Origin of the sequence: Pseudophaeobacter sp. TrK17 (assembly GCF_042192375.1) — a bacterium.
Classification (GTDB): domain Bacteria; phylum Pseudomonadota; class Alphaproteobacteria; order Rhodobacterales; family Rhodobacteraceae; genus Pseudophaeobacter.
Genome location: NZ_CP071700.1, coordinates 2,952,028 through 2,977,914, shown reverse-complemented (window position 1 = coordinate 2,977,914; position 25,887 = coordinate 2,952,028). Strand labels below are relative to the sequence as shown.

Below are 25,887 nucleotides of genomic sequence, written 5' to 3'. Positions count from 1 at the left end.
CCATCCGGCTGCGGGTCGCTTCACATGAACCGATCACGCTACGGCTTGCCGCTGGTCCAATCAGACTGCGTCTGCTCGGCACGCCAGGACCGCAAGGTATCCCGGGCCCACCCGGGGACAAGGGCGATCAGGGCGCGCCCGGGATCACCATTCTACCCACCGATACTCCCATCAATGGAGGGCATTTTTGATGGCCAATACCATCCAGCTCAAACGTCGCGTCTCGGGCAATTCTGGTGCGCCGGCCGCGCTCAAATCCGGCGAACTGGCCCACAACGAGGTCAACGATACGCTTTATGTCGGCAAGGGGGATGACGGATCAGGCAACGCCACCACGATCCTGCCGCTCGGCGGGCGCGGGGCGTTCATGGATCTTGGTAATTCCCAGACTATCGCAGGTGCCAAGACTTTTTCCGTGGTCCCCAAATCCTCGCAAGACGCGTCCGCAGGAGCCGACCTTGTGCGCAAGTCGCAGTTCGATGCGGGACTTGGGGGAAAGGCAGCGGCCGGCCACGGGCACGCAATCGGGGATGTGAGTGGGCTGCAGACGGCGCTCGATGGAAAATCAGACGATGCGCATGGCCATGTGATCGCCGATGTGACGGGACTGCAGACGGCGCTCAATGGAAAGGCCCCCCTGGCTTCACCCGCGCTGAGCGGCGCACCAACCGCGCCAACACCCATATCCGGCACGAACACGACCCAGATCGCGACCACGGCCTTCGTGCAGTCAGCCCTTGCGGGCTTTGGGGCGGGCGACATGCTCAAGGCCGCCTATGACAGCGATGCCGACGGCAAGGTCGATGCGGCTGAGGCGGCCGACAGCGTGCCCTGGACTGGCATCACCGGCAAACCGTCCAGCTTCACGCCATCTGCGCACAGCCATGCCATCTCCCAGGTGACAGGGCTGCAAGGCGCCTTGGACGCCAAAGCGCCTTTGGCATCGCCCGCATTGACCGGCACGCCGACTGCGCCCACGGCGACCAATGGCACCAGCACAACGCAAGTTGCCACGACCGCTTTTGTTTCGGCCGCCATCGGCGCGCTGATCGATGCTGCTCCCGGTGCCATGGACACGCTGAATGAGTTGGCTGCCGCCCTCGGAGATGACCCGAACTTCGCTACGACGGTAACAAATGCGCTCGCAGACAAACTGGCCAAGGCGTCGAACCTGGCGGATGTGCCGAACAAGGCAACAGCGCGTTCGAACCTCGGGCTTGGATCCATTGCCACCCAGGCGGCCAGCAACGTGACCATCACCGGTGGCAGTATCTCCGGGGTCGCGCTCGATGGCGGGACCTTCTGATCCCCGACAGCTTCGACTTCATAGTCAGAAAAGGAGGCAGGCCATATGGCCCTCAAGATGAAACGCTCCGCCGTGGCGGGAAAAGTGCCCACGACAGGGCAACTGGATCTCGGCGAGCTTGCGGTCAACACCCATGACGGCAAGCTCTATCTGAAACGCGACGATGGGAGCCAGAGCATCCAGCGGCTTGCAAACGCAGGGCAGGATGAGGACTTCGAAAACCTCAGTGCCCGCAAGCTAACCTTCGACAATCTGGAGAAATCGGGTCTCACCGGCGATGGCGATCTGGGCTTTGATGCCTCGCAGGGATTGATCCTCTACCGCACGCAACAAGGCGTAGATGGCGCGGTCACGGTTCTTGACGGGGCGAACATTGAAGCGGGTGACGGTATTGCCATCACCAATACGGGGCTGGGAGGAACCGGCACTCAGAAGTTCGTCTTCAGCGCAACATCTGGTTTGCCGTCGCTTTCGGCGGGCGCGAACATTCGAAGTCGAGTTGATGGGCAAACCAACACCACCAGTACCAGTTGGATCACGCGCCATACCTTCGAGTTTTTGCAAGGCGGCACGATCCGCGTTGTGCATGATCTGATGCATACAGGTAGCTCAGGCCCTCAAACCCGTATTCGGCGCTTGCGCAATGGTTCCTGGACCACAATCGCGACCTATACGGCGACGACCAGTTGGGTCACGAAAACCGCCGATGTCGCCGTGAAAATGGGAGATCAGGTGACGGTTCAGTACAAAGGTGCGACCACCGGGTCCGGAAAAGATATCCAATATCACAATATCTACATCCGCAACGTCCGCTTCCAGACAGGGGGGGAGGATCTCTATCCCGGCATCTTGAAAGCAGTGGAGGGCAACAGTGTATAATCCGCGGTTCTTGACGGAAGATGGCGACTTGATCGCTATCGATATCGATCCCGACACGATTGCAACATTCGAAAAAGGCGTGAATCCGGAATACGACATCGCCCGTGGAGGTGGTTACGGATCCGTCACGCCATATGCACCGGTAGCGGATGATGGTCCCGCCACGCCAGACCCGGTCGTTTCCCGATTCCAGGCGAAGGCAGCGCTCCTGCAGATGGGTCTTCTTGACCAGGTTGAGAGCTTGATGGCGGGCATGGATGCCATGACCCGGCTTGCCTGGACAGAGGCGGTCGAGTTCCGTCGCTCAAGTCCGCTCCTCAATAGCCTTGCGCCTTATCTGACATGGCCGGATGGGGCGGCGCTCACCGAGTCCGATTTAGACGACCTGTTCAATCTTGCCCAAACCATCGAGGTGTAATTCTGATGCGATACGAACAGATCCAGCTTGCCGACGCCGCGTCGCAGTTTGAAACGATTGCAGAGATCGTGACCGCAGTGCGTGAGACCAAGGGCCTTCCGCCCACAGACGCGATGGCGGCGCTGGAGAGTTTTGCCAAACGTGGCGATACCGCCGCGCTGGCCTGGGAAGGGGACCGCCTTATCGGGTGCGTCTGTCTTGGGGCTTGCCATCACTTCATTACAGATCCCGACTGGGTGCCGCTCAAGGTTCGCATGATCCGTGACGGAATTGATCTCGCAAAGGTAGGCTGCACGCATTTTGTCTACTTGCATCCGGATTATTGGGGGCAAGGCCTGACGCTGGCGCTCACGGATCAGGTGCGGCGATCAAACCCTAAATTTACCCATACGTTGCTGCATGGGTTTGCGACGAAGGAACTTGAGGATTGGGCTGCTGGCCTGGATGGAGCGGTCGAGGTCGGCTCGAGACGGAGGCAAGCAGTTTTTTTGCGGAGTATTTCCCGGGCATCATAGAAACAGTTTCCTAGCGGCTGGTTTCTACCCGCGCTCAGGCTTTAACGGACCAGCACGCCGCCATTGTGATCGCGATGAGCTGGTTAACCGGCTGCGCAACGGCGGGATTTGAAGCGGACGGCGTGGTGGCTTGTCCGCCGGTCGTGGAATGCAGCACGGAGTTTAAAATGCGGGCGGTCGAGGAATTGGCGATGCTGCCGGACGGATCGGTCATTGTTGAGATGATGGGCGATTACGCCGTGATGCGGGATCAGGTGCGCAGCTGCAGATAGAGTCAGTTCCACTTGGTTTTCAGTGCAGTCTGCAGAGTATCGATCACTCGGAATGCTTGATGTCCTTTTCGCCAACTTCAAGCTGCCTGCCGTTCGAAGAGAGCCATGCTGCAAGAAGCTCGACCGTTGCTGCCAATTGGTCAGTCTTGCGCAGTGAACACTCCCACACCGTTGCGACCCGCCATCCTGCCTCTAACAACTGGCCCTGTATAGCGCCGTCCCGGGTCACATTCGCGTCGAACTTCGCCTGCCAGAACTCTGGACGCGTCGATGGAGTGGTTGTGTAGCGACAGCCCTTATGGCGGTGCCAAAAACAGCCATGCACGAAGACGATTGCGTGATGCTTCGGAAACACGAGATCAGGTCGCCCGGGGACATTCTTCGAATGCAGCCGGTAACGGAAGCCGCGTGCATGAAGTGCCCGCCGAAGCACCAGTTCGGGCTTCGTATCCTTCCCCTTGATCCCTGCCATCATCCGGGATCGGGTCTGTCTGTCTACGATATCGGTCACGTGCACCCTGGTCTTCGATCTGGAACCTAGTATACAACGACTGAATGAGTTTCGTCAGGAGCCTGATTTGTCAGCCACTTTCGGCATTGTTGATCTGTTCGCCGGTCCGGGCGGACTTGGCGAGGGCTTTGCCTCCCTCGTCGAGGGCGAACATGCGCCGTTCCAGATCGGCATCTCGGTCGAGAAGGAGGCATCGGCCCATCGCACTCTGACGCTGCGCGCGTTCCTGCGAGAATACCAGGCGCTCCACGGAGCCTTGCCCGATCAATTCATCGATTTCCATGCGGGGCTTATCCCCGAGCCGGATTGGTCAGCAGTCGACGCCGAAGCATGGCAGCTTGCCATCGATGAGGCTCGTGCACTCGAACTCGGCACCGAGGCTGCTGCGACGGCGATAGACGGTGCCATCGCGAAGCTGCGCAAGAAATATGACGATACGATTCTGATCGGCGGACCGCCCTGTCAGGCTTATTCCCTGGTCGGGCGCGCCCGGGCCAAGGGCAAGATCGGCTATGTGCCTGAAGAGGATGAGCGGCATTACCTGTTCCGAGAATACATCCGCGTGCTCGACAGGCTGCGTCCCGCCGCTTTCGTGATGGAAAACGTCAAGGGCATGCTGTCCTCGACTGTCGAAAGCCGACTTGTCTTCGAGATGCTGATGGAGGACCTGTCCTCGCTTGGTACGGGCCAAGGTCATCACTACGATCTGCTGGCAGTCCGCGTGGAAGATGGAAAAGCCAGCCTGCAAGAGGCAGCGCGACCGTCTGATTTCATTGTGCGGGCCGAGGAGTTCGGTGTACCGCAACGACGCCACAGGGTGATTATCGTCGGAATTCGGTCCGACCTTGCGGGCAAGGCTGTGCTTGCCGAGATTGCGGTCTCGGGTCTGACCCGAACGGTCAGCGACGTGATCGGGACGATGCCCGACCTGCGTAGCGGCATCAGTCGTGGTCGAGACGATTCATCGGCGTGGCGAGACGAGGTGGTCGAAGCGGCGAAACTTCTGGCCAAAATCCATAAGGGGAGAGAGAACGCTCCGCTTCGGGAGGCATTCTCATCCGTTGCCAAGCGAATGAAATCGGGAGCGCCGAGCCGTCGGACGGCATCATGCCTGCCGGATGGCTATGGCACCTCGAACGATGAACTGCTGCGCTGGCTTGAGCGGCCAGAACTGCGCGCCATTGCCCAGCACGAAACACGCGGGCACATGCCCTCGGATCTTGGACGGTATCTGTTCGCCGCTGTGTTCGGGGCAGTGCGTGGCTACAGCCCGAAGGCTGCCGATTTTCCCCTCGCGCTCAGCCCGGATCATCGGAACTGGCACAGCGGCGTCTTCAATGACCGATTTCGTGTCCAACTGGCCGACGCGGCCGCGACTACGGTAACGAGCCACATCTCCAAGGATGGACATTACTTCATCCATCCTGATCCGATGCAGTGTCGGAGCCTGACAGTGCGCGAGGCTGCTCGGCTGCAGACCTTCCCCGACGACTATCTGTTCCTAGGCAATAGGACCCAGCAATATGTCCAGGTCGGAAACGCAGTTCCGCCGTTCCTTGCAAGGCAGATCTCTCAACTTCTTCTGACTGCGCTTTCCGATAAAAGCGCGTCAAGAGCCAAGGACAACAGGGTGTCGGATCGGATTCGAAACGATCTTTTTGACTGATTTCGGAAATGGTTTTCCGAATAACTTTGACCAAGCACGGTCGGAAATGTCGTCGATTTCAGTGAGTGTCCACTGTATTCTGCATCATCCGAGCGATGTCCTCAGGCGTTCCCGCCATTTCTAGCAAGACGTTGGCCCGGCTGGTGGCAACATAGATCAGTTCGGAGTCGGTCAGCTCCTCAATCCCAACGAGAAAGACGCATGGGCGAGACAATCCCTTGAAGCGACGCACAGTATCAAAAACAATGTGGTCGGGGTGTATTTCGTCGGATTGGCATGTTGGAATCCCCGCGATCTTTTCTGGCGCGGCCATCGATGTTGAGCCGGAGCCAGTAAGCACGGCAATTTGTCCAGGTTTGGCTTGTCCTGAGCGCAATAGTTGCGCAATGCGCTCGTTTACGCGCTCCATCGCCATTTCGCTTCTTCGGCACTCGAGCAAGCCTATGACTTCCCCTTCGGGCCCTGCCGCAGTGCTACGCCGACCTTCATACCATTTAGACATGAGCTCGTGAATCCGTTTTGTGTTTCGAAGATTTCGAGTGAGCGCGATCGACGACGTCGGCAGGGCGGAAATGAACCCATCCTCTGGAGAGAACAGGCGCTGATTGTCGTCGTAAAATACGTAGAAACGTCCCTCATCTATGTCCCTCAGGGCAAGCCGGAGTGCATTCAACCAAGAGTCACGGAAATCCTGTCCTTCGTCCACCACAATAGTATCAAAGCCGAGACTAGGATTGTTACCTATCGCTTCGACCAGTGCTTCCGGAAGATGGGTGTCAAACAGCGCTTGACTAGCATTCGAGGGCAACACGACTCCCCCTTTTATTGCAAGCGAACGGCAAAGCGAGTGAAAGCTGGCAACAACAAGGAATTCATTGTCTTGGCAGACGTCGCGTAGGTGATTGGCCAACGGTGCATTGAAGCAGGTCAAGAGGGTGCGGCGGCCCTCGGCCGCGCACCTGATAGCCTTCTCGATCGCTAGCACTGTCTTCCCGCTACCTGCACCGCCGGATATGGCCATCTCCCTGTTGTCCTCCAGGGAGTCAAGAATCCATGCCTGTTCCCCCGTGAGCCGATCTATAGTCATCGCGTCATCGGCAAGGCTGGAGCCAACATGTGCCCGCAACTCGAAGTGGCTTGCGAGCAGCTCCTCCAGCGCCCTCAATCCATCGAGGCCGAGAGGCTTTTCCCTCGGATCGCCGCCTTCGGTCATGCGGCGCAATATCCACTTGTCGAGATTTTCCATATCGTCGCCAAACGCAACGATCTCAAGCGGCGCATCCGGCGCAAGTGGACGTTTCGGCCGTGCACTTCCGGGAAGAATTGCACCGTGCCGAACACGAAGGAAGCGTCGTCCGAGCCTCTTGTTTTCATTCAGACGCTTGAGGAAGTGGTGTTTGCTGCTGCGCGCCTGTGCTATCGGGCTTTTGATCTTGAATTTGAAGCCATCCCGGTCCTCGGTCAGCCACTGGCCGTCTGACTCACGACAACTGACACGCCCTCCCTTCACTTCGAGAAACAGCAGGCCGTACTCTGCGTGTGCAACTATGAAGTCTGCCTCACCATCAAACTCGGCACCATGATCATCGGCTTCATGCCATGACCGCGAGTAATAGCAGGTAAAGTCGCCTGGTACCTTGTCACGGATACGCTCATAGACGCGGACCTCTGATGACAACTTTGGGTTTTCAAGAACATGCTTGGGCAGCTGCTTCGGATAGACCCGCGCCATCGTCAAATCTTCCCTTCAAGCAGAGCCCGAAAAAAACCAATTTCTGGCTGATCCGGCTTACCGACAAGCATTCCGCGGTCCAAGTGCCTGTTGAAATGCTCGCAGGAAGTTTCGGGGATAAACGTGCAGCAATGGCAAGCGGCAGAACCGGAGCCCTCGGAAAGGGAGAGAATACCACTACTGCAGAGCGGATCAGACGAACACCATTCGAGGTCCCGCAATGCGGCAAGGAGTATTGGGCCTAGCTCGCTCGTTCGTCCCTTGCGGGACAGTCCCCCTAGTGTTCCATCAGAGTCTGGGGCCGACGTGTACAGAAGAAAGCCGCACATCCCACCCGGGCCCGGCGAAACGTATAGCCTTTCGCGGATAGAAGCTGTGGAGTATCCACTGTCTAGCGACAGGCGCTCTGCGAGAGCATGCGCGGTTGTGTGTACCAATAAGAAGCGCGCTGAGATCGTAAGTGGAAAAGGGCGCTCTTCGCTGTTGTGCTCTTTCCAAGAGCGCTCTGCTGCTGAATGCGCGTCAGCGGCTCGCGCTATGACTTCGGGTCTGTTCTCCCACTCGACGACCTGAGGCTCATCGAAGCTGATGAAGATTCCCTCGCCTCGAACTTCTATCGCGGGCAACCAGTTCAACTTCCTTTCCGAAAGTGGAGCGATGAATGAACTGCTATCTCCTGCCTCAACGGGGCTTAATCGCGTGAAACCCTGCAGAGCCCGAACCTCGCGAAGACGCTCTACCGACACGACATGGTCCAGCAAGCCCTTCATTTCGTGAGGAAGAAGTTGAGGTCTGACTTGAAACTCGGCAAACGCCTCGTTGTCTGGTCCGCCCGAGCACAACATGAGATGCTCGTTTGGCCGTAGGTCGCCAGTCTTCTCGTCCAGCATCTTCAGAAGCGTCATGATCCGAGATGTCAATTCTTCTGACGTGACATCAGGGTCTGGCCAATTTGGGTGAATTCGCTTCCGAACATAGTCGGGAAGCTGAGATCGGTCGTCCAATGCAACCAGATCTGGCCAGAAATCTTCCAGCATATCTCTGAATGAGCCGCCGAATGGTGGAACATCCAGCGCCGATGCGATCACTGGGAAATAAGCGTTTGACGCGCCGCGCTGGATTGCAACAGGCTGATGGTTGCAACCAGTCGCTGGTAGTTTCAGCCATGGTGACTTTCCGTCGCATCTCAGGTTGGCGTGCGCGGAAGGTGACAGGGCGCCGTCAAGGTCGCGCTCGGACTTGCATTCAGTGCAATGGACCCTGAGCCCCTTGAGGCCAGCACCATCACCGATCAGCTTCAGGGCTTTCTTCCGCGAGCAAGACTCTGAATGCCTGGGCCATGACATCCATGGAAAGTCCTGTAAGTGACCAGCGGGACAGGTGACGACAAATCGTACAGGAACTGCGTAAACTTTCTTTATGCGCCGACCGCGCCCGCTGCTGCAGGTCGGGCACCAAAGTTCAGGCTTCCCAATCTCGGCACCCCAAAACCTGCTGCGCTGCAGAAGATTGCACTTTGGACAGACATGCCAATCCGGAAAACGATAGGAAGGCACCAAACGGGGCCTTTTGTCCTTACCGACCTTTTCCTCTCCCACAGGAGGCAGTCTGAAGCCATTGACCTGCAGCCGCGCCTGCAAGGGCTCGTGATGAATGCGCTGGTCGTTCAACAGGCCTTTCTTGATGGAAAGTTGGTCCCATGCCTCGAGTCCAGCCGCGACTACGGAAATTGGTGCGCCATCTTCTCCACGAAAATCGATAATCGCGCCCGGGCCGTTGCCCGTAAGGACCTGACTGCGGCGGATCTTGCCAATGGGTTTCATTGCCTCGGACCCCTTTCTTGTCCACCTTCAAGCAGAACATACGACGTTGACGCCTCGACCGAGCGCAAGGAGTTTGGCGTAGGTTTCTGCTTTTCGAAACGGGCCTTGTTCCCACGGACCGCGGCCGCCTCTGCTGACGTGAGAAGTGCGTCTCCGTAGTCGCTCCAATAATCCTTCAGGCCGCGATGATCGAACCAGTCATCTAGAAACTTGTTGAGTTGTTTGCGCGCATCAACTGCTTCGGCGGGATCGATTCTTTCGACTCGCTCTATGACCTTGTCTAGAAGGGCCTCGGCCTCGCGCTGATGTTGCTCGATTACCCCGGGGTCCGCCATCCCATCGACGAGGTGGCGTATCATTGCAACGAATGGCGCATGCAATGCTCGATCTCGAGCCCGTGGAGCGAAAGGAGTCACGCTCGTTGCTTCGACATCACGATATAGACTGCGATGCCAGCTGGCAAAGGTCTCATAGCGACTGCGGTCGCGGGATTTAGCGGCGTTGAAGAGCGTTATGATCAGTCCGGGAGCCTTTTGACTGCGGCCGACTCGGCTCGTTGCCTGAATGTACTCAGCAATTGTTTTCGGTTGACCATTTACCACCATCAGACCCAGACGCGAGACGTCCATTCCTACTGAGATCATATTGCTCGCCAAGACAATGTCGATGTGATCCGGATCACTCCAGTGCCGCTCGAGGTCCTTGAGAAATCGCGGGATATCGCTTGAACGGACCCGGCTAGTCAGCTCGATTTGGGTTGCGGCTTCGCGCGCTGTTTCATTTCCCCTGCGCGAGGCATAGTCCTTCACGCTTCGTGCGACGTCGTCTCGCATCAGAACCAGCGCTCCACCCAGTTCACGCAGCGAATTGAAGTAATTTACCAAAGTCCAGTAGCCATCGCGTTTGTCGTCGCCGAGCGCGGGATCAGTCGCGGCCTGCAAGAGCGAGGCTGCGACCGCCTGCTGGGTGAACTTTGCCGACCTTCCTACAGTTGTTACGCCAACATATCGGCGGCCTGGAACTTTTCGGTTCTCAATGGCAAATCCGGAGTTCGCATGGTCGAGACCTGGTGGTGGGAACTGAAACGAGCCTCGGTCGAACAGGGCACTGATCTGTGTCTCCGCCCTGCGGATTGTGGCAGTCGACCCGATCACCTTGGCCCTGTGCCCAATTCGGGCGCGACACATTTCATCAACCGCAGTTTCGTAAAGACCGGCAAGGCTTCCAAGCGGCCCTGAAATCAGATGCAACTCATCCTGAATGATCAGATCGGGTGGTGCCGCAGGAGTCCCTAAGCCGAACAGGCGGCCAGAGGTCTGATTGCGTGTGATCTGCGCGTACTTATCGACCGTGCCGATCACCAAGGTGGGTTGCTCGCGATAGACATCCTCGTCAACCGTCCATATCGGCAACTGACCGAGGGCGCGTCCAACAGCACATGTTCCTGAACGGCATCTTACCTCCACGCGGGTTTTGTCGACCGCAATGGTCCAATCAAGAACACCATGACAGCATGGACAATTCCGCAACTGGGCGGGAGAGCTTTCACCTTCTGTATCCAGTGCCTTTTCGGCATCTGCCAAGCTATTCGGAGTCGCACCCTCACCGACCCAAAGCCCAAGCGAAATCGGAACGTCAGTCAAGAAATGATCAGGCAGCTGGACCGCACCTTTCTCCACCTTGCCAAGCCGGACCATCTCACAAGCGCAGATCAGGGCGGCAGCGCGCTCGAATTGCTGAAACGTCAGCAGGCGGAGGGTATAGCGCATGAAGGTGGTCACCCCTGCACCAAGAGGTTCGCCAGTCGCACGAAGTCGTCGCAAGAAGATCGCGAAAGCGGTCAACAGCAGGTAGGCCTCGGTCTTGCCGCCGCCGGTCGGGAACCATAACAGATCCATTGTCTCTCGATCTGGCGATTCCGGATTGGCAATGGATTCCAAGCTTAGCAGCGCGAACCCTAGCTGAAACGGCCGCCAGACAAGTTCGGGCGGATCGGGATCTATCCGCCACGAATATTGCAACGCAAGGGCGGTATTTGCGAGGCGGAACGCCGCCAAGACCTCGGGCGAACTTTCCAGGAGAGCGATGCCAGCACGCATTCGAGTCTCGGCCGCACGGCAACGTTGCATATGCAGATTGCCTTGGTCGGAGTGCTGCTCCGGGAGGAATAGCACCTGTTCTTCCATTCTCGAAATCCATGATCCATAGGCATCGACGAATGCTGTCAGGCCACTGCAAAGTCCGTCTTTTTCTTGCGAGGCAAGAAACGCAGCGCCCATCTGCGCCTTTACATGTTCGTCCTGGAATTCGCTATCGCCCGCAGCGCTGATCACATGAACCATCGCTTCCGGAAACCAGCTGGTAATGACGCTCTGGACAGTGCCATCATCCGGCTCGTCCCACATGGCTGAACAGGTATGCCCCACGGCCCATTGCTGCACATTACGATAGAGCAGAGATGAAGATCGACCGTCATCGTCCATGGTGGTGGCTCCCGCCTGATCAGGCTTCGGGACGAACTGACAATCCTCTGCACATTCGACGGAAAGCGAAACCTGAAACAGTGTAGCTTCCTCATTTGCTGCACGGCTTTTCTTCGCGGCAGGCTTCAAGTCATTGGTAATTGCTAGCGTGATCAGGAGAATTTCTCCCCAGGGAGCCACGCGACAGTGAAGCGTGACACCCGGCAGGCCGCTGCCGTCGAGACTTACCGTGGGAGCGGCCTGCGCCTTCATAGTTTCGAGGTCGAGATCAATCTCCGCCATTTTGGGTTCACGGCGCCAGTGCGCAGCACGCCCTGTCCGCGAAGCTCCCTCGTCACCCTCGGCACCCTCTGGCCGATAACGCGCACCTTCAACCTTGACCCGCAATTTGGGGGCCGCGCCAATTGACCCGACTGCAAAGGACAGCCCTGCTGAACTAGGGCGAAATGTTGAAGCTGCCTTTACACCATCCAGCGCAGTGCCGGTGCCCTCTGCATCGTCGGCATCACTCGCCTCATCGTCGTCTTCAGCTGATATGCTGGTGCGCGGTGGAAAAAGAATCCCCGTAAGATACCGATCTGTCGGCCGATCCGAAATCAGCTCATTAGGGGCCTCCGGGCCAATCAGATCGACTTTCATCCGGTCAAGCAGGGTATCGCGCACATCAATCATCTTTGTACTCCGTAATTCCAAGGGATCAGCGAGGGATCCGGGCAAAGCCACCCAGTAGGGGCGTGAGCGCAAGCCCCGGCAATTCACCAGCATTTCCCGGAACAACAACGGTGGTTGCCCCCACAACCGAAATACCCGAAATCAATTCTGGAGGAGTGGCATCCGGTGCGACCTGCCTGATCGACTGCACCATTTCGGCAAAATCCGATGAAAGGGCGCCAATTGCAAATCCATCTTCGTCCTCGAACCGAAGGATCAACCGGCCTTCGGAGTCTGGAATTGCCACAACCTTGGGTTCCTCGATCGAAGCCTGCCAGATTCTGGCAATTGTTTCGGCTTCATTGATGACATGCCCCGAATGAAGGAACTCCCGCCAGTCGAGAAGGTCGGACTCAAGGCCGATCTCGATCAACCGATGATCAGAACGGGCCGCCCAATACCGTTCAGGCTTTCCCGTTGTGTAAAACTTCACCGGACTGATCCAGCCAGTGCGCAACTCCGTGCTCGCGCGGGTCGCACCGACATACAATGCACGCGCTTCCTCGCCCCAGTCTACAGTTTCGCCGTGCGGCGCGCGGGTTAGGAGCAACATCACCCGCTGATCCTCGCGACCTTTGATGGCGTGTATCGTTGAAAGCAAAGGTCCTGCATTGCCCTCATGATCACTGAGTAGTTCTAGCGGCGGCTCAGTTAATCCGTCGGCCACGCGCCCCACCACTATGCTATCGCGACCAGATCCATCGAGATCGAGCAGGATCTCCCATGATTCATCGACATCGCGTACAGCCGCCGGAAAAAGCATCTCATGCATGCCACCGAATGCATCGCGCGAAATGCTCTCCGATGCCTGATGCGCGCCGAGAATGGCACCAATCCAAGGCTCGATCCGCAGCGGGCGGTCAGGCAGGCGGAGACGGAATCGGCGGCCCGTGGACCTCATGGCTTCAGCCGCCGTGAAAAGCCCTCGGCGGCTTCGTGTCAGTATCAGCCCTCTTGTCGTTGAAGAATGCGCCGCGAACCTGGTGATTTCGTTTTCGAGTGCGGCAGCCTTGATCTGCTCTCGGACGTTGAAGTAGCCCTCGCGAGATCCCCTTTGATCATCCCGCAAGGTCCCTCGAACAGCGCGGAACATCTCCCGCAAAGCCACTGTTTTAGTCCTGTGGTCCGTCTCGAGCCTGTCAGAGATAAAATCATCGCGCTGCGCGATTTCGGTCAGAAATGTCGAGCTAGACTTGTCACGCTGCTGATATCCGTAGATCGATTGCGCGAAATCCCCAAAAACCGTGATGCCGCAGCTGGTATCCAGCAACGACACCAGTGCTTCGCAAAGTTCTTTTCGGTCGCCGACGAGGTCTTGGGCTTCGTCGATTATGACGTGTTCCAGCTGTCCAATCGCATCTGCCACAAGCGGATCGTCTGACCTCAGAAGTCGAGCCGCAGCCTGGATGGCGGCATCATAACCACCCGGAAAGGTAGAATTCGAGGCCGTAAGCATTCGCGCGGCGAAGGAGTCGAACGTACGGATCTGCAGTGCCGCCACATTTGGCACATCCTGCAATCGCTGAGCAATGCGAGCTCTCAGCTCGGCAACAGCAACGCGAGTGAAACTGAGAAGCAATATGCGTGACGGTGCAAGGTCCTCGTCCTGTACAAGCGCAATGACCCGCTCGCAGGCAGCATGAGTCTTGCCTGCACCAGGTCCGGCTTCAACAACCATGCGAGAACCAGCGGCCGCTTTTGCCACACGCAGTTGGCTTGTATCGGGGCCCGAAGTGGATTCCGTGCTTGATGCATTATCCGCGAGTCCGAACCAATCATTGATGAAAGCGACATTCACTTCGCTCGTTGACCACTCCAGGGTCACAGGATCGAACACGCCGCTCAATGTAAGCGCTCTGCGAAGCGCTGAAGCCATTGCTCCATCGCCGATCCATCGTCCCTTCGGAGAAAGAGCGGGTGCCCCGGTCAGGACAGCCGGGCCTTCGAAGGAGTCGAGAAAATCGATCAGAGTCTCGGTCGCGGTCTCATCAACTTCTGGTACCAGATGTTCAGAACCCGCGCCGCTCTCGATACGATGATCTCCTATCGCAACGACCTTGCCGTCAGGCAGCGCTACACGACGTACGGGCAAAGCCACGAGGACTGGCTCGCCTAGTGTTGTTCCGAAACCGACGTCCTTGATCTCACACAGCGCATCGATCACGCTTTCCACCAGTGCCGAGGCTTCCGAACGGTCTGGTCCCTCAATAAACTGCTGAACCCATTCCACCACAGCAATCCGACTAACGCCACGGCGGGCGCTTACGACACGGCGCACCAGATCCGCAATCGCTCTTCTAGTGCGAGGTCCGGACCCCGATGGTATACGAAGGCCGGTGATCAAAGTAGGTTCAATGTTCACAGAATGCCTCGCAAAGTACCACAGGAAGATGATTGACGTTCAATTGCTTAGCAGTCAACCTTGTCACGGATATATCGCGCCGTGAAATTCTTTTTGGAGCTAAGACTCGGCAGCAGAGTTGCGAGTTCGGGAAATACAAATGCATATCGGCAATTCGCTAAAAGACAGACATGAGTCACTTGCCAATCATTTCGCAGACCTTGCCGGTGCACGAAACCAGCTTCCTCTTTTTGCAATTGAGCATGGCCTTGACGAAGCCGCACTGGAAGAGCTGAGAACGGCAGTCTCTGGTCAGCTTGAAGCCGATCCCCAGCTACAAGGAGCTGCGTGGTCCTGGAGCTATCTGCCACTTCTCGTCATGGCCACTGAGGTGGGTTACCGGTACCGTGGAACGGGTACCGATTTCTGGCCGGTCTTGGCTCATGATCTCGGCGTGGAAGCCGGGTCGGCGTTCCGTATAGGATTGTCCCGCTTGTTTGATCTGGGACATCGGAGTTTTCGACTGGCAAGGCCGGGTGACAGTCCTTGGGAGCGTCATTTCCCACATATCGCTTGGCCGATTGGCAACGCTCTAGTTCCGCTGGAGATACAGCCGCAGTTGACGGATGCCCTGAGACGATCCGTTAGAGCGGGGATCTCGGCGGAAAACATGGATGGCCTGCTTGAGTATCTCAAGATGCTGGCTGCCGGGCATGCCAGTCGTCGCTTCGAGAACTGGTTGCAGCAGGAAGATATTGCTGCAGAGGTCATGCGGCGTCTTCTTGCGCCAGATGCAGAAGGCTGGCTTTCTCAGGGTATCCTGCAGCGGATTGACAATGACATAAGGAAAGACCTCAGCTCACATCGCGCAATTTCGGAAGCGCGCAAGGCTGCAGCAAGAAGATCAGCTCGTGTTACCGCGATTGTGCCGTCTCAATTCGTAATGACGCTTGTTGACAGCGTGCCGAAGCAGCTTCTGGTCAGAGGGCCTGCGCTGCCGTCCCAATCGCGTGATGAGGTGATCGCCGCGTTGCGTATTCAGGGAGACCGGATAAGGGCTGCAGGAAGCGATCAGACCATCGCGCTTCGTTCATTTCTCGCCGGTGGGGAAATCGGGCTTGGCAAGTTCACCGGAATGCCTACCGACCCTCTATCCCGTGGCGATGCAGCACATGTCGAGCAAGGTCCCGCTTATGAGGCGCTTGAGAGTTTGCAGCCTCTGCAATCGGCTTTCTTCCTCATCGAGCGGGGCGAACGGACTGCCCGCACCATCTTTCCGGACGAAGCCCTTGCTCCAAATGCCTCAATGATCCAATTGCTGCGGATCGACCACGATGGCACGCCAGAGTTTCGTTGGCTCGAGACATCTTCGGGAGCTGATGTCGAACTGCTGCGACGAAATGGATTCAAGGTTTCCGATAAGGCACCGTCGCTACGACTTCTCGGTCTGCTAATGTCGGGCGCTCAAAACAGTTTTCTGCGTGGCGTTCCAGTACTTGCCGCGCAAAGCTTGACACATCGAACATTGCTGCTCGACGGGGTTCAGCCTGCCAGCGAAACGCTCCGACTCCAAGAGGATGACTGGTCCGTTTTTGAGCCTGGTGTAGGCAGGCACTGGGTTGGACCTGCAGACGGCGATGACCATGATCGAGTTGAGTTCGAAGTTGTCGAGCCCCCCGACCTGGAGCCCGCGTCGATCAGTATTTTTCCCGCCAACGCCAACATCTCCGATCTGGAGGCTGGGCGGTTGGAAATCAGGGTTACGGCACCGTTCAATCTTGAGGAAGTCCCGGTAAGGCTACGGCTCCGATCGGCCGAGGATCCCGAGGTAATTTCCGAGGGTGTCATTGACCGACTTCCTGCTCGAATAACTGGGCATTCACCTCTAATTCGAGCGCTGCGGGCGCAGCTGGCTGAAGGCTCAGCGGGCCTATCAGACCTGCGCCTGACAGTCGATGTTCATGGTCTTGTGCAACTCAGCATTTCGCTTCCTTCAATGCGCCGCGAATTTCACCATGATACAGACTCGGATCAGTGGATCAGTACAAATGAAGATGGCAGGGTTTTGCCTTCCATGGTTGCAACCCTGCAGTCTCCGATCCCGCGTACGTCAGAAATCGTCCCTGCAGGCACTCGGCTAATTCTCCCCGATGCCACAGATTACGGGGCGCTAGCGTCAGGCCTGATCATCTCAGAGAGGTCAGAGTTTCACATTGGTATGCACGAAGCCGATTCCACCTCAATTCCTGCGCTTTTGCGAGAGGCAAGTTCGCGGAATAACGGTGTTGGCCTGATTGATCTCGCGCGTGCCAATGTTGCATGGCAACTCGCCCAAGCGAGCGATCAATTCGGTAACTGGCGACGCTGGTCGGTTGTTGAATCTCTGGAAGAAACACTGATCGAGTTGCTCTGTGGCGTGGCATGGCGCAAGCTCGAATCCGGCATCGATCTTTCGATCCTGTCTCAACACGGCGCACTTTTGAGAAGTGCTGAGGCACTCGGTCTCGTTTCAGGCGAGGATCTGCCAGAGATCGAATCCAATTCGGACCAGCTTTTTCTTCGGGACCGGCTGATCGCACGTCTGAGGGAAACGGTACCCGATATAACAGACGCGCTGGCCCGATTGGACGACGAACTTGCTGGCGACCTCGATCTCGCGGTTATCGATGCATATGAGGATCTGCGTAGACACGTACAAGCTGGCGGCCGCGAAGCGTTCGAAGAAGTCGACATGGCCCGTTCCTCGACGACATGGCGCAAGGCGTTGGAACGCGCTCGGGACATCCCGCTTCTACCAATGTTCCGGCACATTATCCTGCCAGAAGCGCGGTGGAAGGCACTGATGAACACCTGGTATGCTGAACTTACCGAGGATGATCTTGTGGATCTGCTCGACTCCTGCCACGTCGATGCCTTCCGACGGCCGGGGCTTAGATGGCTTGGGAGGGCCGAATTGCGGACAATGCTGCAATTGTGGCTTTCGCCGCGGGCGATGATCGAAGCTGATGAGTGGCCACGATTTCTGGCAAAGGGCCTTTCAGACATACAAACCAGCCGCGCTGTCCGCTACGTTGCACTCCGGCGCAAACTGGCTCTGTTGGACATGTCCGACGGGAGCCCAATGTAATGGATCAATATCTGCGGTTCATAAACGGGCTACAGGCTCTACGTCGCAAAACATCCGCGCTTGGCATTGGCTTGGGAGGCGCTCTAGGTGCCGCCGCCGATCCGTTACCTCATCAGCTTGCGACTGTACGCCGGGTGCTGGGCGACAGCCATATTCGGCATTTGCTGTCTGACGAGGTCGGCCTCGGGAAGACAGTCCAGGCACTGATGATAATCAATGCCTTGCGATGGCAAGATCCGTCGCACAGAACTCTCGTGATCGCACCGGACAATCTCTTGTCGCAATGGCAAGAGGAGGCTTGGATTCGCGGTCATGTAATGCCCGCGATAGCCGGGACCATTGACGCGAGCGATGACGAGACTTCGCCAATCACGCTGGCCAGACCGCGTGATCTTATGACTCGAAGTGGACAGGAAGCACGTACTATTAGCGCTGACCCTACTGTCTTCGATTTGCTGATCGTGGACGAGCCGCAAACCATGCCACGCGATGCGATCCAGTTCGTGTCTCAAGTTGCGGACGAGTTTCGACAGGTGCTGGTACTGTCGGCCACACCCCGACTAGGCGATCCCTCGTGGCGCGATCCCATTCTGCGGATGATCGAACCTGAAGCTGCCTTTCGCGCCAGAATCGAGGGCCGACCGCTTGACGAGATTCTGGAAGATCGCGAGGCGCAGGCCATTTCAGCGATACGCAACCCAGAGGATTTGCTCGAAAGAACCAATGGCTTCGTTCGAGCAGGGGCGGGACGGCGGGTAATACGAAACGGACGCGCTGATTGGGGCGAGTACCTTCCCCAACGAAGGAACCACGAAATCCGAATTCAGCCTTTGGCGCCGGAGCGGTTGCGATTTGAAATTGCCGATATGCTTCTCCAGGACGCCGATCCCGAGCAGGGACTTCAAGGTTCGGCATGGACGTCAGCCAAAGCTCTCCAGCGAAGCGCAAGGGCTGCGCGTACGGTCTTGGCTGAAGTGACCACGCGCGGCGGCACTCTCGGCAAAATGGCGGAAGAGGCGCGTATTGCTTCGCTCGAGAACCCTGGAGACAGCCGCCTGGACGCGCTCCTCGACATTCTCTCCGCTCAGTGGGGCGAGAATCCGGACAAGGCGTTCATCATTGTATGTGGCGACAACCCGACCATCGACATGCTGAGGACGGCGTTGCCTCGCTACTTTCCAGATCTTGCGGATGCGATCTCGATCTTGCGCCGCCCCGCTTCGACTGACGTCGAAGGCGTGACCAACCTGAGAGAAATTCAAGAGACACTTGCTCCTATGCTGTCCGGGGACAGCCGCCTGTTACTTGTGGGGGATTGGGTGCAAGCAGGGCTCAATCTTCATCACGTCGCACAAGGCATCATCTTTTTCTCTCTGCCTTGGGAGGTTGACAGTATTGATCAGTTGATCGGTCGAGTCGACCGGCTCCGTTCCACAGGTGATAGAAAGGGGGCCAAGCGTACAATTGAGATTTGGCGGATCCTGCTTGAAGGTTCGCAAGAAGCAGCAATTGCCGACTTGGTTTCGTCCCTTGGAGTTTTCGATTCACCTCTTCCTCCACTATCTCCGTCCGAGTTGACTGAGGTTCAAGCTTCACTAGGCCAAGCTGCAATCAAACGCCAAATAACTCGTGGCGTATCACCGCTCGCTGGTAAGGGGACAGGTCTGCAATCTCGCTTTGCGTCAGCTGATCCCTTCACACTGAGGCGGGCGTCGGCAGAATACGAAAGTTGGCATGAGCAGCCCTGCCCAGCTCCCGCAATGATGAATGATCGAGCGCGTCCAAATGATACGCCGATACGCAAGGAAGAGCGCGCGATAGGCGCATGGCTCAGGGCAATCTCGAGTTCGACCGATTTCGATGTGGGAGGTCGTGTCGACAAAGAGGACGGATACGGCTTCCAGACAATCTGGTACCACGGAGTTGGCGAGAGAGGGCGTGCAGGTGACAGCCCATTCTTGCTGCCGGGAGCGTCTCGGGACAACTGGATGACGGGGCATGTACCTTTCATTTACCGGCGTTCAGCAATTACCGCTCCTCCGCGCAAGGGCGTTTTCACTGATGATGGCGAGCGATCCGCCGAGGGTTCGAAATCCGCTCGCCCTCTGCATTTTCTCGATCATGGGGGCGATTTGCATGATGCTTTGGTTCACGGCTACTCGACCGCAGTCATGGAACAATTTGGACCCACAAAGCCAGTTGTCCAGACGAGCGTGCGGCTTCCAGAAGGGCATCCAGCACGGGATATCGGGCCGATCGTAATAGCGACTGTCGTTAGTCTGGATCCCTTTCCCGACGAGCTTCTGCCACCACTTTGGTCGCCCGCTGCAAATGAGATTCTGGCGTCGGCACCGACTGAAGCTCAAAGGAAGTCGCTGACCGCCGACCGTCGGCATTTGCAGGTCCTGTTGCGTGCAATTCAGCGCAGGGTGCGGCTTGAAGTGCCAGCGCAAATGTTGCGCATCGGCTCCGTCAAAGGGAAGGATGGTTGGACCGGATTATCGACTGAGCAACTCGATCTTTGCCTGCAGCCGTTAACGTCGTCTACCAACAATGCAGTGGCTCGTGGAAAAACGCCGCTATCTGCGCTTGAGAAGCCAGAGGTTGCGCGCACAGTGAGGTCTAGCCATCTCAGTCAACTCAATACAGAGGCGAAAAGTTATCAATCTGCGACCTTGGAGCGTTCCCGTCCTGCTCTTGAGTACCTTGCCATGCAAATCTTCGGACACTTCCAGGCCGAGATTCTAAACAGGGAACTGGCACTTGAACGTCGTAGAAGCTCTCCGCCCGAAAGTGGACCAGTAGAGCTTTGGCAGGGTCAGGTAGCAGCGTTGGAGCGCTCATTGTCAATGGCACGGCTCATGAGTTCCGAGGCTTCAGTTTATATACAAGAATATGGTTCCGGAAGAATTCGTCCCAAGTCCTCTGAGCCAATTAGCATCCTTCTTGCACTCGTCTCGGAAACCTAATCTGCTAGGGAAAAAACTACTCTAGCGCTTCCGTTTCATGGCACTAATCTTCGGGGAACCGCTCCTGCATGAGGCCAAATGCAAGACGGTCGAACAGATACGGCAGGACCCGTTTTAGCGAGAACGAACGATAAACCAAGCAGGCGTGCCGATCCGCGCCAACCCTCGGCACGCCTGCAAATGTCGCAACCACATGCGTGGTCGCGCGGTCGGCGAAACCTCGGCCGACCTGGTGGGCTCCGAGCGGGTTCGCCGCCATCCCCACCACCGCGATCGATCCGCCCCACAGTGCGGCGTCTCCTGCGGTCCCCGCGCTTGTCGGGTCCGGGTCCCCATCAGTTCTGGCAGCTTTGGCTATTCCAACTCGGTTGGTGGAGCGGAGGTCATCTCGGTGATCGCTTGAAATTCTGTCAGAAACTCCGGCCGATGCTGCATCAGATACCGGACGATCCTGGCGTTCCCGAGTAGCTTTCCCAGATACCCTTTGATGACGGTCAGCTGCAGGTGGTCCTGGCCGTAGGAGTCTTGGATCGATGTGATCCCTTCCTGCAGCCGGGCCAGCTCGCGCTCCATGCGGGCCATGGCCTCCGGGGTGATGCCTCTCATCTTCTTCGGTTTCTTGGTGTCCACCAGCTGTGCCTGGGGCGTTCCCGCCAGAATTGCAGAGATATATGCCGGAGAATAATTGTTCGCGTTCATCATCAGCTCGGCCGCCTCGATCTGGCGCATGGCTTTCATCTTGCGCAGGACTTCGAACACGGCGGTCGCGCAGTGTTTGTCCTTCAGGATACCCACGGCCTCTTCGCAGATCCCGTCGAGGAGCTTGGCCTTTCGCACAATGCTGCGCGGATTGAGGTCGAGAGCCAGAGCGATCTTTTCCTCGGAGACACCGCGCTCAATGGCCTTGCGGATCATCTTGTGTTCCTGGATGGGCGCAAGACGACTGATCCGCTTGTTGTAGGTGAAGGCCTCGTCGTCCGTTGAAATCAGGCATTCGACCCGTTCGATGCCGAGATCCTTCAGCACCTCGATCCGGATGTGCCCATCCAGCAGCATATAGGTGTCTTTCTCACCCGTGGATCGCGTGACGACCGGCGGTTCGACCAGGCCAACCTCTTTGATCGACGCGGTGATCTGGCGATACTTGCGGCTGGATTTGACCGATGCGCTTAACGCCTTCACGGGCAAGACAGCCTCTACCGGTACGGTGACGCAACCACTCTCAAAGCCGAGCATCACTGCGTCCGGGGTTTTGCGCTTGCCCCGGCTCATTCGGCCGCTCCTGCGTCCAGCGATTGACCGAGATATGTGGGTAGGGTGTCCAGCCCTTCCGCGCGCAGGAGCGTCAGGAAGTGGTCATCATCGCGCAGCGCGCGAAACGCTTCCACGACAAACATCAGGCGGCCCTGTGTCAGTTCGGCCTTCTTGATCAGCACCTTCTGTCGCTCCGCTTCCTGTTGATAGGCACGTACAAGCGCGTCGCTGGTCAGGGGCCGCTTGGCGCCGTCGCTTCTGCCATATCGGTTTCGATGAAGGTGCGGACCCTGTGCGTCGCGCTGCTGGATGAGACGGCGCACGGCGGCCAGTTTCTTGCCGCGCAGCTTCTTCTGGGTGTAGGCGTCCATCAGAGCGCGCTGGCCGCCCTCGGCGTCTGTCTTTGAAATGTCGATGGCGAGGTTCAGCGGCAGAAGGCCGGTTTCCACGGCCGAGACCAGCCGTTCTTCCCCGCGCTCCAGAAGCCCCGCGATCATGCCGACATAGTCTGGCGTCACCCCGATCTTGTTTGCGATCTGGCGATCATTGTAGCCGCGTTTGCGCAGATTGCCGATTTCACGCATGAGGTCGATCGGGTTGTGCTGGCGGCGCGCGCAGTTCTCCACGAGGCTCATGACCAGGCAATCGCTCTCGTCGGCGTCGATGATGATGGCCGGTATGGCATCCTGCTGAAGCTCCATAAACGCCTCGAGCCGACCCTGACCGCAGACGAGATCATATTCCGCGGGATCTGTCCCGGCGCGCTGTGCCACGGTGATTGGTCGCTTCAGACCAATCTTGGCGATGTTCTCGACCATTTCCTCAAAAGTTCGCCGGTTGCGCACGCGGGGGTTGAGGATGCGAACTCGGTCGGTGGGGATGAGCTTGACCTGTTTCTGGGCAATGTCTTGGGCGTCGTCTGGCATCAGGCGGCCTCCGTGATCAGGGCCCGGCCAGCGAGCGCATAAAAATAGTCGAGCGTGTCAAAGCGGTAGGCGTCCAGCGACAGCCCGTTCTGCTCGGCCAACCTCAACTTGGCCATGGTCATGTCGATGCTCGGCAGCAGGTAGTAATCCCGCGGGACTTCGTTCAATTCGTCCATTCGCACGGCAATCGTGATGTCGGGCACCAGGCCAGTATCGAGACGGATGCGCCATCGCAGGGAACCGCCCTGCGTCTCAAAACATCGTGCCAACACCACCGACGCCGTGAACTCGTCGTTGATGCGGATCAGGTCGGTGTCCGGATCTTGGACAGCTTGGCCGCCGCGTTCGCCGATACCGTCGAGGATCTTGGCCACGATGCAGGGGTGGGCCTGCCGTAAGGCCCGGTTGATCTCGACGTAGCGATAATCGCGCTCCGGCTCGTAGCCGATCATCTGGTAGGCGCGCAGCAAGCTGCCGAAGCGGTTCCGGAAGGCGCTGGAGGATGGCACGTTGTCCTGCTCGTCAATGATCAGCCCCGACAGCATGCCTTTCTGTTTCAACACGCCGCGAAGGGCTTCGAGCAGTTCGGCGTCCGTGAAATGCTGACTGCGCGCGTCGACGATTTCGCGTGCGCGCAGAAACAGCACCTCGTCCACAATGGCGGGGTAGGCGCCCTCGGCCCGGATCCACATCTCGCGAGGGTTCACCACTCGCTTGTGCTTCAGCTTGAAGGACACCTTGTTGTAAACGTTGTTGCCGATGTATTTTTCGTTGGTCAGGACCTGGTGCACCGATGCCCGGGACCATTGCCGCTCAAGATCCGTCAGATGCCCCTCGGCATTCAGGGTTTCCGCAATCTCACGCTCCGAGCGGCCATCTTCGACGAACATTCGGTACATGCGGCGCACGACATCCTGTTCCTGCTCAGGGCCTGGAACGAGAACGACACGGTCGGTCTGAAAACTCTTCTGTTGGCCGCGGGACAAGGCACCCTTCGGGTTGCCGTGTTCGTCGATCAGTACCCGGCGCAACCCATATCCAGCCGCACCGCCTTGGCGGTATCCAAGCTCAACCAAGCGGCATTGTCCGGCGAAGACCTTTACCGAAAGCTCGCGGCTGTATTCGCCCGCCATCACCCGCTTGACGGTTTTCAGAAGGTTGGAGCCGATGCTGCCGTCGTTTTCGAACTGCTCTCCGCAATAGTGGACCCGGATCCCGGCACGAGAGCAGACATGCTCGTGGTAGGCCCCTTCATCAGCATCCTGAAACCGGCCCCAGCGGCTGACGTCATAGACCAGAATGGCCTTGAAATCCGCTTGGCCGGTTCTGACCTCTGCCATCAGGGTCTGCAGCGCCTCGCGACCGTCCAGCCGCAACCCGGACCGACCGGAGTCCTCGAAGACGCGCAGGATCTGCAAACCCCGGGCGGTGGCGTAATTCCGAATGATGTCGAGCTGGTTCTCGGTCGAGTACTTCTGATGATCGGTCGACATCCGCACATAAGCGACGGCTGGGATATCCTGTCCGGCCTCGTCACCTTTGTCCTCGCTGTTGTATCGACCGTTATTCAAATCGAGTTTTCCTTTTCAGCCTTTTTTGGGTTCAATTTTTCCATCTGGCACAAACTCGTCTGGAAAGTCGTTTCCTGAAACGGGCAAGGTCTTTCCGTTTGCCCGGCGGTCATTTTTCAAACTCCAATTCATTACTGCGCTCCCAAAATCAGTAGTGTCCGTCAAGCGCGGTCCAATGACCCGCAACGGACAAAATCGACTCCCGCCGTTTTCATGGTTCTTCAATTGTTTAACGAAGAAGGACGTGAAAATGCGCGTGAAGATGGGCACAGTTGTGCCGAAAATGGGCACATTTGTGCACCTGGTCGACGAACCAACCGATTATCGAACCGCCATAGCGATGGCTCTGCACGAAGAGTTGGACGACACACACAGGGCAATCAAAATGGCCATGCGCTGGACGGGTGCCAGCGAACGCACCGTGAAGTACTGGTTCTCGGGCGAGCGGGGGCCGAGCGGCGACCATCTGATCGCCCTCGCGCGGCATTCTGATGCTGTGCTCTATGTTGTTCTTGCACTTGCGGGCCGCCACATTGTCGAGGAGGCCGACGATTGAGGGACGAACGATGATCGGCAGGAGCAGGGTGCAGCTCACTCTTGTTTTGTGTGCGTTTTTGGTTATATTGAATACAGGCGAGATGAGAGGTGCCGTGCCATGTCCCGAACGACCACGATGACCGTCCGCCTTGGTGGGGCACTGAGTGACTTCGTGTCGGCCAACGTAGGCGATGACGGGTCCTATGAGAACGTCAGCGAGTACATCCGTGACCTGATCCGGCGTGACAAGGAGAGGGCGGAGCAGGAAGCCTTCAACCGGCTGAAGGGCGAGCTTACCCATGCCTTCGCAGCCCCGGAGGAGACATACCAGTCATTGACGGCGGCCGAGGTGATCGCGCGGAACCGGGCCTGATCCAGTGCCCGCCATTCGTATCCAGGAAGGGGCGTCGCACCGCCTCGATGACATCTACCGCTACACCCGTGACAGGTGGGGAGATGATCAGGCCGAGAAATACATCACCGGCCTGTTCGCCGCCTTCGACAAGATCGCAGCACACGGTGTCGCGTCGAAACCGATCCCAGCCGAGTTTGGTGTTGAAGGGTTCTTCTTTCGATACGAGCGTCATTTCGTCTACTGGCGTCATCTATCGAATGGCGACATCGGGATCGTGACCATCCTGCATGAGCGCATGCATCAGATCGACCGCTTCCGGGATGACTTTGGGCTCGGCTGATCGGACGCCTTTTCAAGGCGCGTCAGATTTGCGCAGCTTGGAATCTTCAATGTTTGCACGGTCCAGCGGTAACAGTAGCCACCTACTTTCTGTCGGTGAGGAGGATGCCGCTCTCACCAGACGTCATCACCACGTGAGACGCTTGCAGTGC

The 25,887-nt window shown here is 57.7% G+C and carries 19 protein-coding genes; 11 read left to right on the top strand and 8 right to left on the bottom strand.

Annotated elements, in window-relative coordinates:
* Positions 1–190 precede the first annotated feature (190 nt).
* The 5 genes from JZI28_RS14005 to JZI28_RS13985 all read left to right on the top strand — a co-directional run bounded on the left by JZI28_RS14005 (position 191) and on the right by JZI28_RS13985 (position 3,390).
* Entirely contained in the window at positions 191–1,306 is a 1,116-nt protein-coding gene (locus JZI28_RS14005; protein WP_375697994.1) for a head decoration protein, read from the top strand.
* Positions 1,307–1,351: 45 nt separating this feature from the next.
* Entirely contained in the window at positions 1,352–2,185 is an 834-nt protein-coding gene (locus tag JZI28_RS14000; RefSeq protein ID WP_375697993.1) for a hypothetical protein, read from the top strand.
* 28 nt (positions 2,186–2,213) lie between these two features.
* Positions 2,214–2,603, top strand: coding sequence for a hypothetical protein (locus JZI28_RS13995; RefSeq protein WP_375697992.1), 390 nt, complete (start codon positions 2,214–2,216; stop codon positions 2,601–2,603).
* Positions 2,604–2,608: 5 nt separating this feature from the next.
* On the top strand, positions 2,609–3,118 hold the full coding sequence (locus JZI28_RS13990) for a GNAT family N-acetyltransferase (protein ID WP_375697991.1): 510 nt from the start codon (positions 2,609–2,611) through the stop codon (positions 3,116–3,118).
* Between the two features lie 74 nt (positions 3,119–3,192).
* The gene (locus JZI28_RS13985; protein WP_375697990.1) at positions 3,193–3,390 is read left to right on the top strand and encodes a hypothetical protein; all 198 of its coding nucleotides are present in this window, start codon (positions 3,193–3,195) and stop codon (positions 3,388–3,390) included.
* A 43-nt stretch (positions 3,391–3,433) separates the two neighbouring features.
* Here the strand turns inward: JZI28_RS13985 and JZI28_RS13980 are convergent, their stop codons facing one another.
* Entirely contained in the window at positions 3,434–3,901 is a 468-nt protein-coding gene (locus tag JZI28_RS13980) for a very short patch repair endonuclease (protein ID WP_375697989.1), read from the bottom strand.
* A 67-nt stretch (positions 3,902–3,968) separates the two neighbouring features.
* On the opposite strand from JZI28_RS13980, the gene JZI28_RS13975 reads away from it, so the two are divergent.
* Entirely contained in the window at positions 3,969–5,567 is a 1,599-nt protein-coding gene (locus JZI28_RS13975) for a DNA cytosine methyltransferase (RefSeq protein ID WP_375697988.1), read from the top strand.
* 58 nt (positions 5,568–5,625) lie between these two features.
* Here the strand turns inward: JZI28_RS13975 and JZI28_RS13970 are convergent, their stop codons facing one another.
* The 4 genes from JZI28_RS13970 to JZI28_RS13955 are packed head-to-tail and all read right to left on the bottom strand — an operon-like array spanning position 5,626 to position 14,546.
* Complete coding sequence (locus JZI28_RS13970; RefSeq protein WP_375697987.1) at positions 5,626–7,299, bottom strand: NERD domain-containing protein; 1,674 nt, start codon at positions 7,297–7,299, stop codon at positions 5,626–5,628.
* A gap of 2 nt (positions 7,300–7,301) precedes the next feature.
* On the bottom strand, positions 7,302–9,122 hold the full coding sequence (gene drmB / locus JZI28_RS13965) for a DrmB family protein (protein WP_375697986.1): 1,821 nt from the start codon (positions 9,120–9,122) through the stop codon (positions 7,302–7,304).
* Positions 9,119–12,277, bottom strand: a complete 3,159-nt coding sequence (locus tag JZI28_RS13960) for a helicase-related protein (protein WP_375697985.1) — start codon at positions 12,275–12,277, stop codon at positions 9,119–9,121. Before JZI28_RS13960 ends, drmB begins: the two co-directional genes overlap by 4 nt.
* Positions 12,278–12,302: 25 nt before the next feature.
* Positions 12,303–14,546 carry a UvrD-helicase domain-containing protein gene (locus JZI28_RS13955; protein ID WP_375697984.1) on the bottom strand — a complete coding sequence of 748 codons (2,244 nt, stop codon included), beginning with the start codon at positions 14,544–14,546 and terminating at the stop codon, positions 12,303–12,305.
* A gap of 271 nt (positions 14,547–14,817) precedes the next feature.
* Between JZI28_RS13955 and JZI28_RS13950 the strand changes: the two genes are divergently transcribed.
* Both JZI28_RS13950 and JZI28_RS13945 read left to right on the top strand, forming a co-directional pair.
* Positions 14,818–17,784, top strand: a complete 2,967-nt coding sequence (locus tag JZI28_RS13950; protein ID WP_375697983.1) for a hypothetical protein — start codon at positions 14,818–14,820, stop codon at positions 17,782–17,784.
* On the top strand, positions 17,784–20,753 hold the full coding sequence (locus tag JZI28_RS13945; RefSeq protein WP_375697982.1) for an SNF2-related protein: 2,970 nt from the start codon (positions 17,784–17,786) through the stop codon (positions 20,751–20,753). Before JZI28_RS13950 ends, JZI28_RS13945 begins: the two co-directional genes overlap by 1 nt.
* Positions 20,754–21,107: 354 nt before the next feature.
* Here JZI28_RS13945 and JZI28_RS13940 read toward each other — a convergent pair whose 3' ends face one another.
* From JZI28_RS13940 to JZI28_RS13930, 3 genes are read right to left on the bottom strand one after another with little or no spacing between them, the layout of a single operon-like run.
* A complete protein-coding gene (locus JZI28_RS13940) occupies positions 21,108–22,025 on the bottom strand; it encodes a plasmid partitioning protein RepB C-terminal domain-containing protein (protein WP_375697981.1) in 918 nt (305 codons plus the stop codon).
* Positions 22,022–22,933 (bottom strand): plasmid partitioning protein RepB C-terminal domain-containing protein, encoded by a 912-nt coding sequence (locus JZI28_RS13935; RefSeq protein WP_375697980.1) that lies wholly within the window; start codon positions 22,931–22,933, stop codon positions 22,022–22,024. The genes JZI28_RS13940 and JZI28_RS13935 overlap by 4 nt, the downstream gene beginning before the upstream one ends.
* The gene (locus JZI28_RS13930) at positions 22,933–24,504 is read right to left on the bottom strand and encodes a recombinase family protein (RefSeq protein ID WP_375697979.1); all 1,572 of its coding nucleotides are present in this window, start codon (positions 24,502–24,504) and stop codon (positions 22,933–22,935) included. Before JZI28_RS13930 ends, JZI28_RS13935 begins: the two co-directional genes overlap by 1 nt.
* 250 nt (positions 24,505–24,754) lie before the next feature.
* Here JZI28_RS13930 and JZI28_RS13925 point away from each other — a divergent pair, with 250 nt between their 5' ends.
* The 3 genes from JZI28_RS13925 (at position 24,755) to JZI28_RS13915 (ending at position 25,736) form a co-directional block, all read left to right on the top strand.
* On the top strand, positions 24,755–25,060 hold the full coding sequence (locus tag JZI28_RS13925; RefSeq protein WP_175502282.1) for an XRE family transcriptional regulator: 306 nt from the start codon (positions 24,755–24,757) through the stop codon (positions 25,058–25,060).
* 99 nt (positions 25,061–25,159) lie between these two features.
* On the top strand, positions 25,160–25,414 hold the full coding sequence (locus JZI28_RS13920) for an addiction module antitoxin (RefSeq protein WP_132831509.1): 255 nt from the start codon (positions 25,160–25,162) through the stop codon (positions 25,412–25,414).
* 4 nt (positions 25,415–25,418) lie between these two features.
* Complete coding sequence (locus tag JZI28_RS13915; protein ID WP_132831508.1) at positions 25,419–25,736, top strand: type II toxin-antitoxin system RelE/ParE family toxin; 318 nt, start codon at positions 25,419–25,421, stop codon at positions 25,734–25,736.
* The last annotated feature ends 151 nt before the right edge of the window (positions 25,737–25,887 follow it).

What these genes read in the sequence shown, in the direction of transcription:
- JZI28_RS14005 (WP_375697994.1), top strand. Translation starts at nt 191, where the DNA reads ATGGCCAATACCATCCAGCTCAAACGTCGCGTCTCGGGCAATTCTGGT.
- JZI28_RS14000 (WP_375697993.1), top strand. Translation starts at nt 1,352, where the DNA reads ATGGCCCTCAAGATGAAACGCTCCGCCGTGGCGGGAAAAGTGCCCACG.
- JZI28_RS13990 (WP_375697991.1), top strand. Translation starts at nt 2,609, where the DNA reads ATGCGATACGAACAGATCCAGCTTGCCGACGCCGCGTCGCAGTTTGAA.
- JZI28_RS13985 (WP_375697990.1), top strand. Translation starts at nt 3,193, where the DNA reads ATGAGCTGGTTAACCGGCTGCGCAACGGCGGGATTTGAAGCGGACGGC.
- JZI28_RS13970 (WP_375697987.1), bottom strand. Translation starts at nt 7,299, where the DNA reads ATGGCGCGGGTCTATCCGAAGCAGCTGCCCAAGCATGTTCTTGAAAAC.
- drmB (WP_375697986.1), bottom strand. Translation starts at nt 9,122, where the DNA reads ATGAAACCCATTGGCAAGATCCGCCGCAGTCAGGTCCTTACGGGCAAC.
- JZI28_RS13960 (WP_375697985.1), bottom strand. Translation starts at nt 12,277, where the DNA reads ATGATTGATGTGCGCGATACCCTGCTTGACCGGATGAAAGTCGATCTG.
- JZI28_RS13950 (WP_375697983.1), top strand. Translation starts at nt 14,818, where the DNA reads ATGCATATCGGCAATTCGCTAAAAGACAGACATGAGTCACTTGCCAAT.
- JZI28_RS13945 (WP_375697982.1), top strand. Translation starts at nt 17,784, where the DNA reads ATGGATCAATATCTGCGGTTCATAAACGGGCTACAGGCTCTACGTCGC.
- JZI28_RS13940 (WP_375697981.1), bottom strand. Translation starts at nt 22,025, where the DNA reads ATGAGCCGGGGCAAGCGCAAAACCCCGGACGCAGTGATGCTCGGCTTT.
- JZI28_RS13935 (WP_375697980.1), bottom strand. Translation starts at nt 22,933, where the DNA reads ATGCCAGACGACGCCCAAGACATTGCCCAGAAACAGGTCAAGCTCATC.
- JZI28_RS13925 (WP_175502282.1), top strand. Translation starts at nt 24,755, where the DNA reads ATGCGCGTGAAGATGGGCACAGTTGTGCCGAAAATGGGCACATTTGTG.
- JZI28_RS13920 (WP_132831509.1), top strand. Translation starts at nt 25,160, where the DNA reads ATGTCCCGAACGACCACGATGACCGTCCGCCTTGGTGGGGCACTGAGT.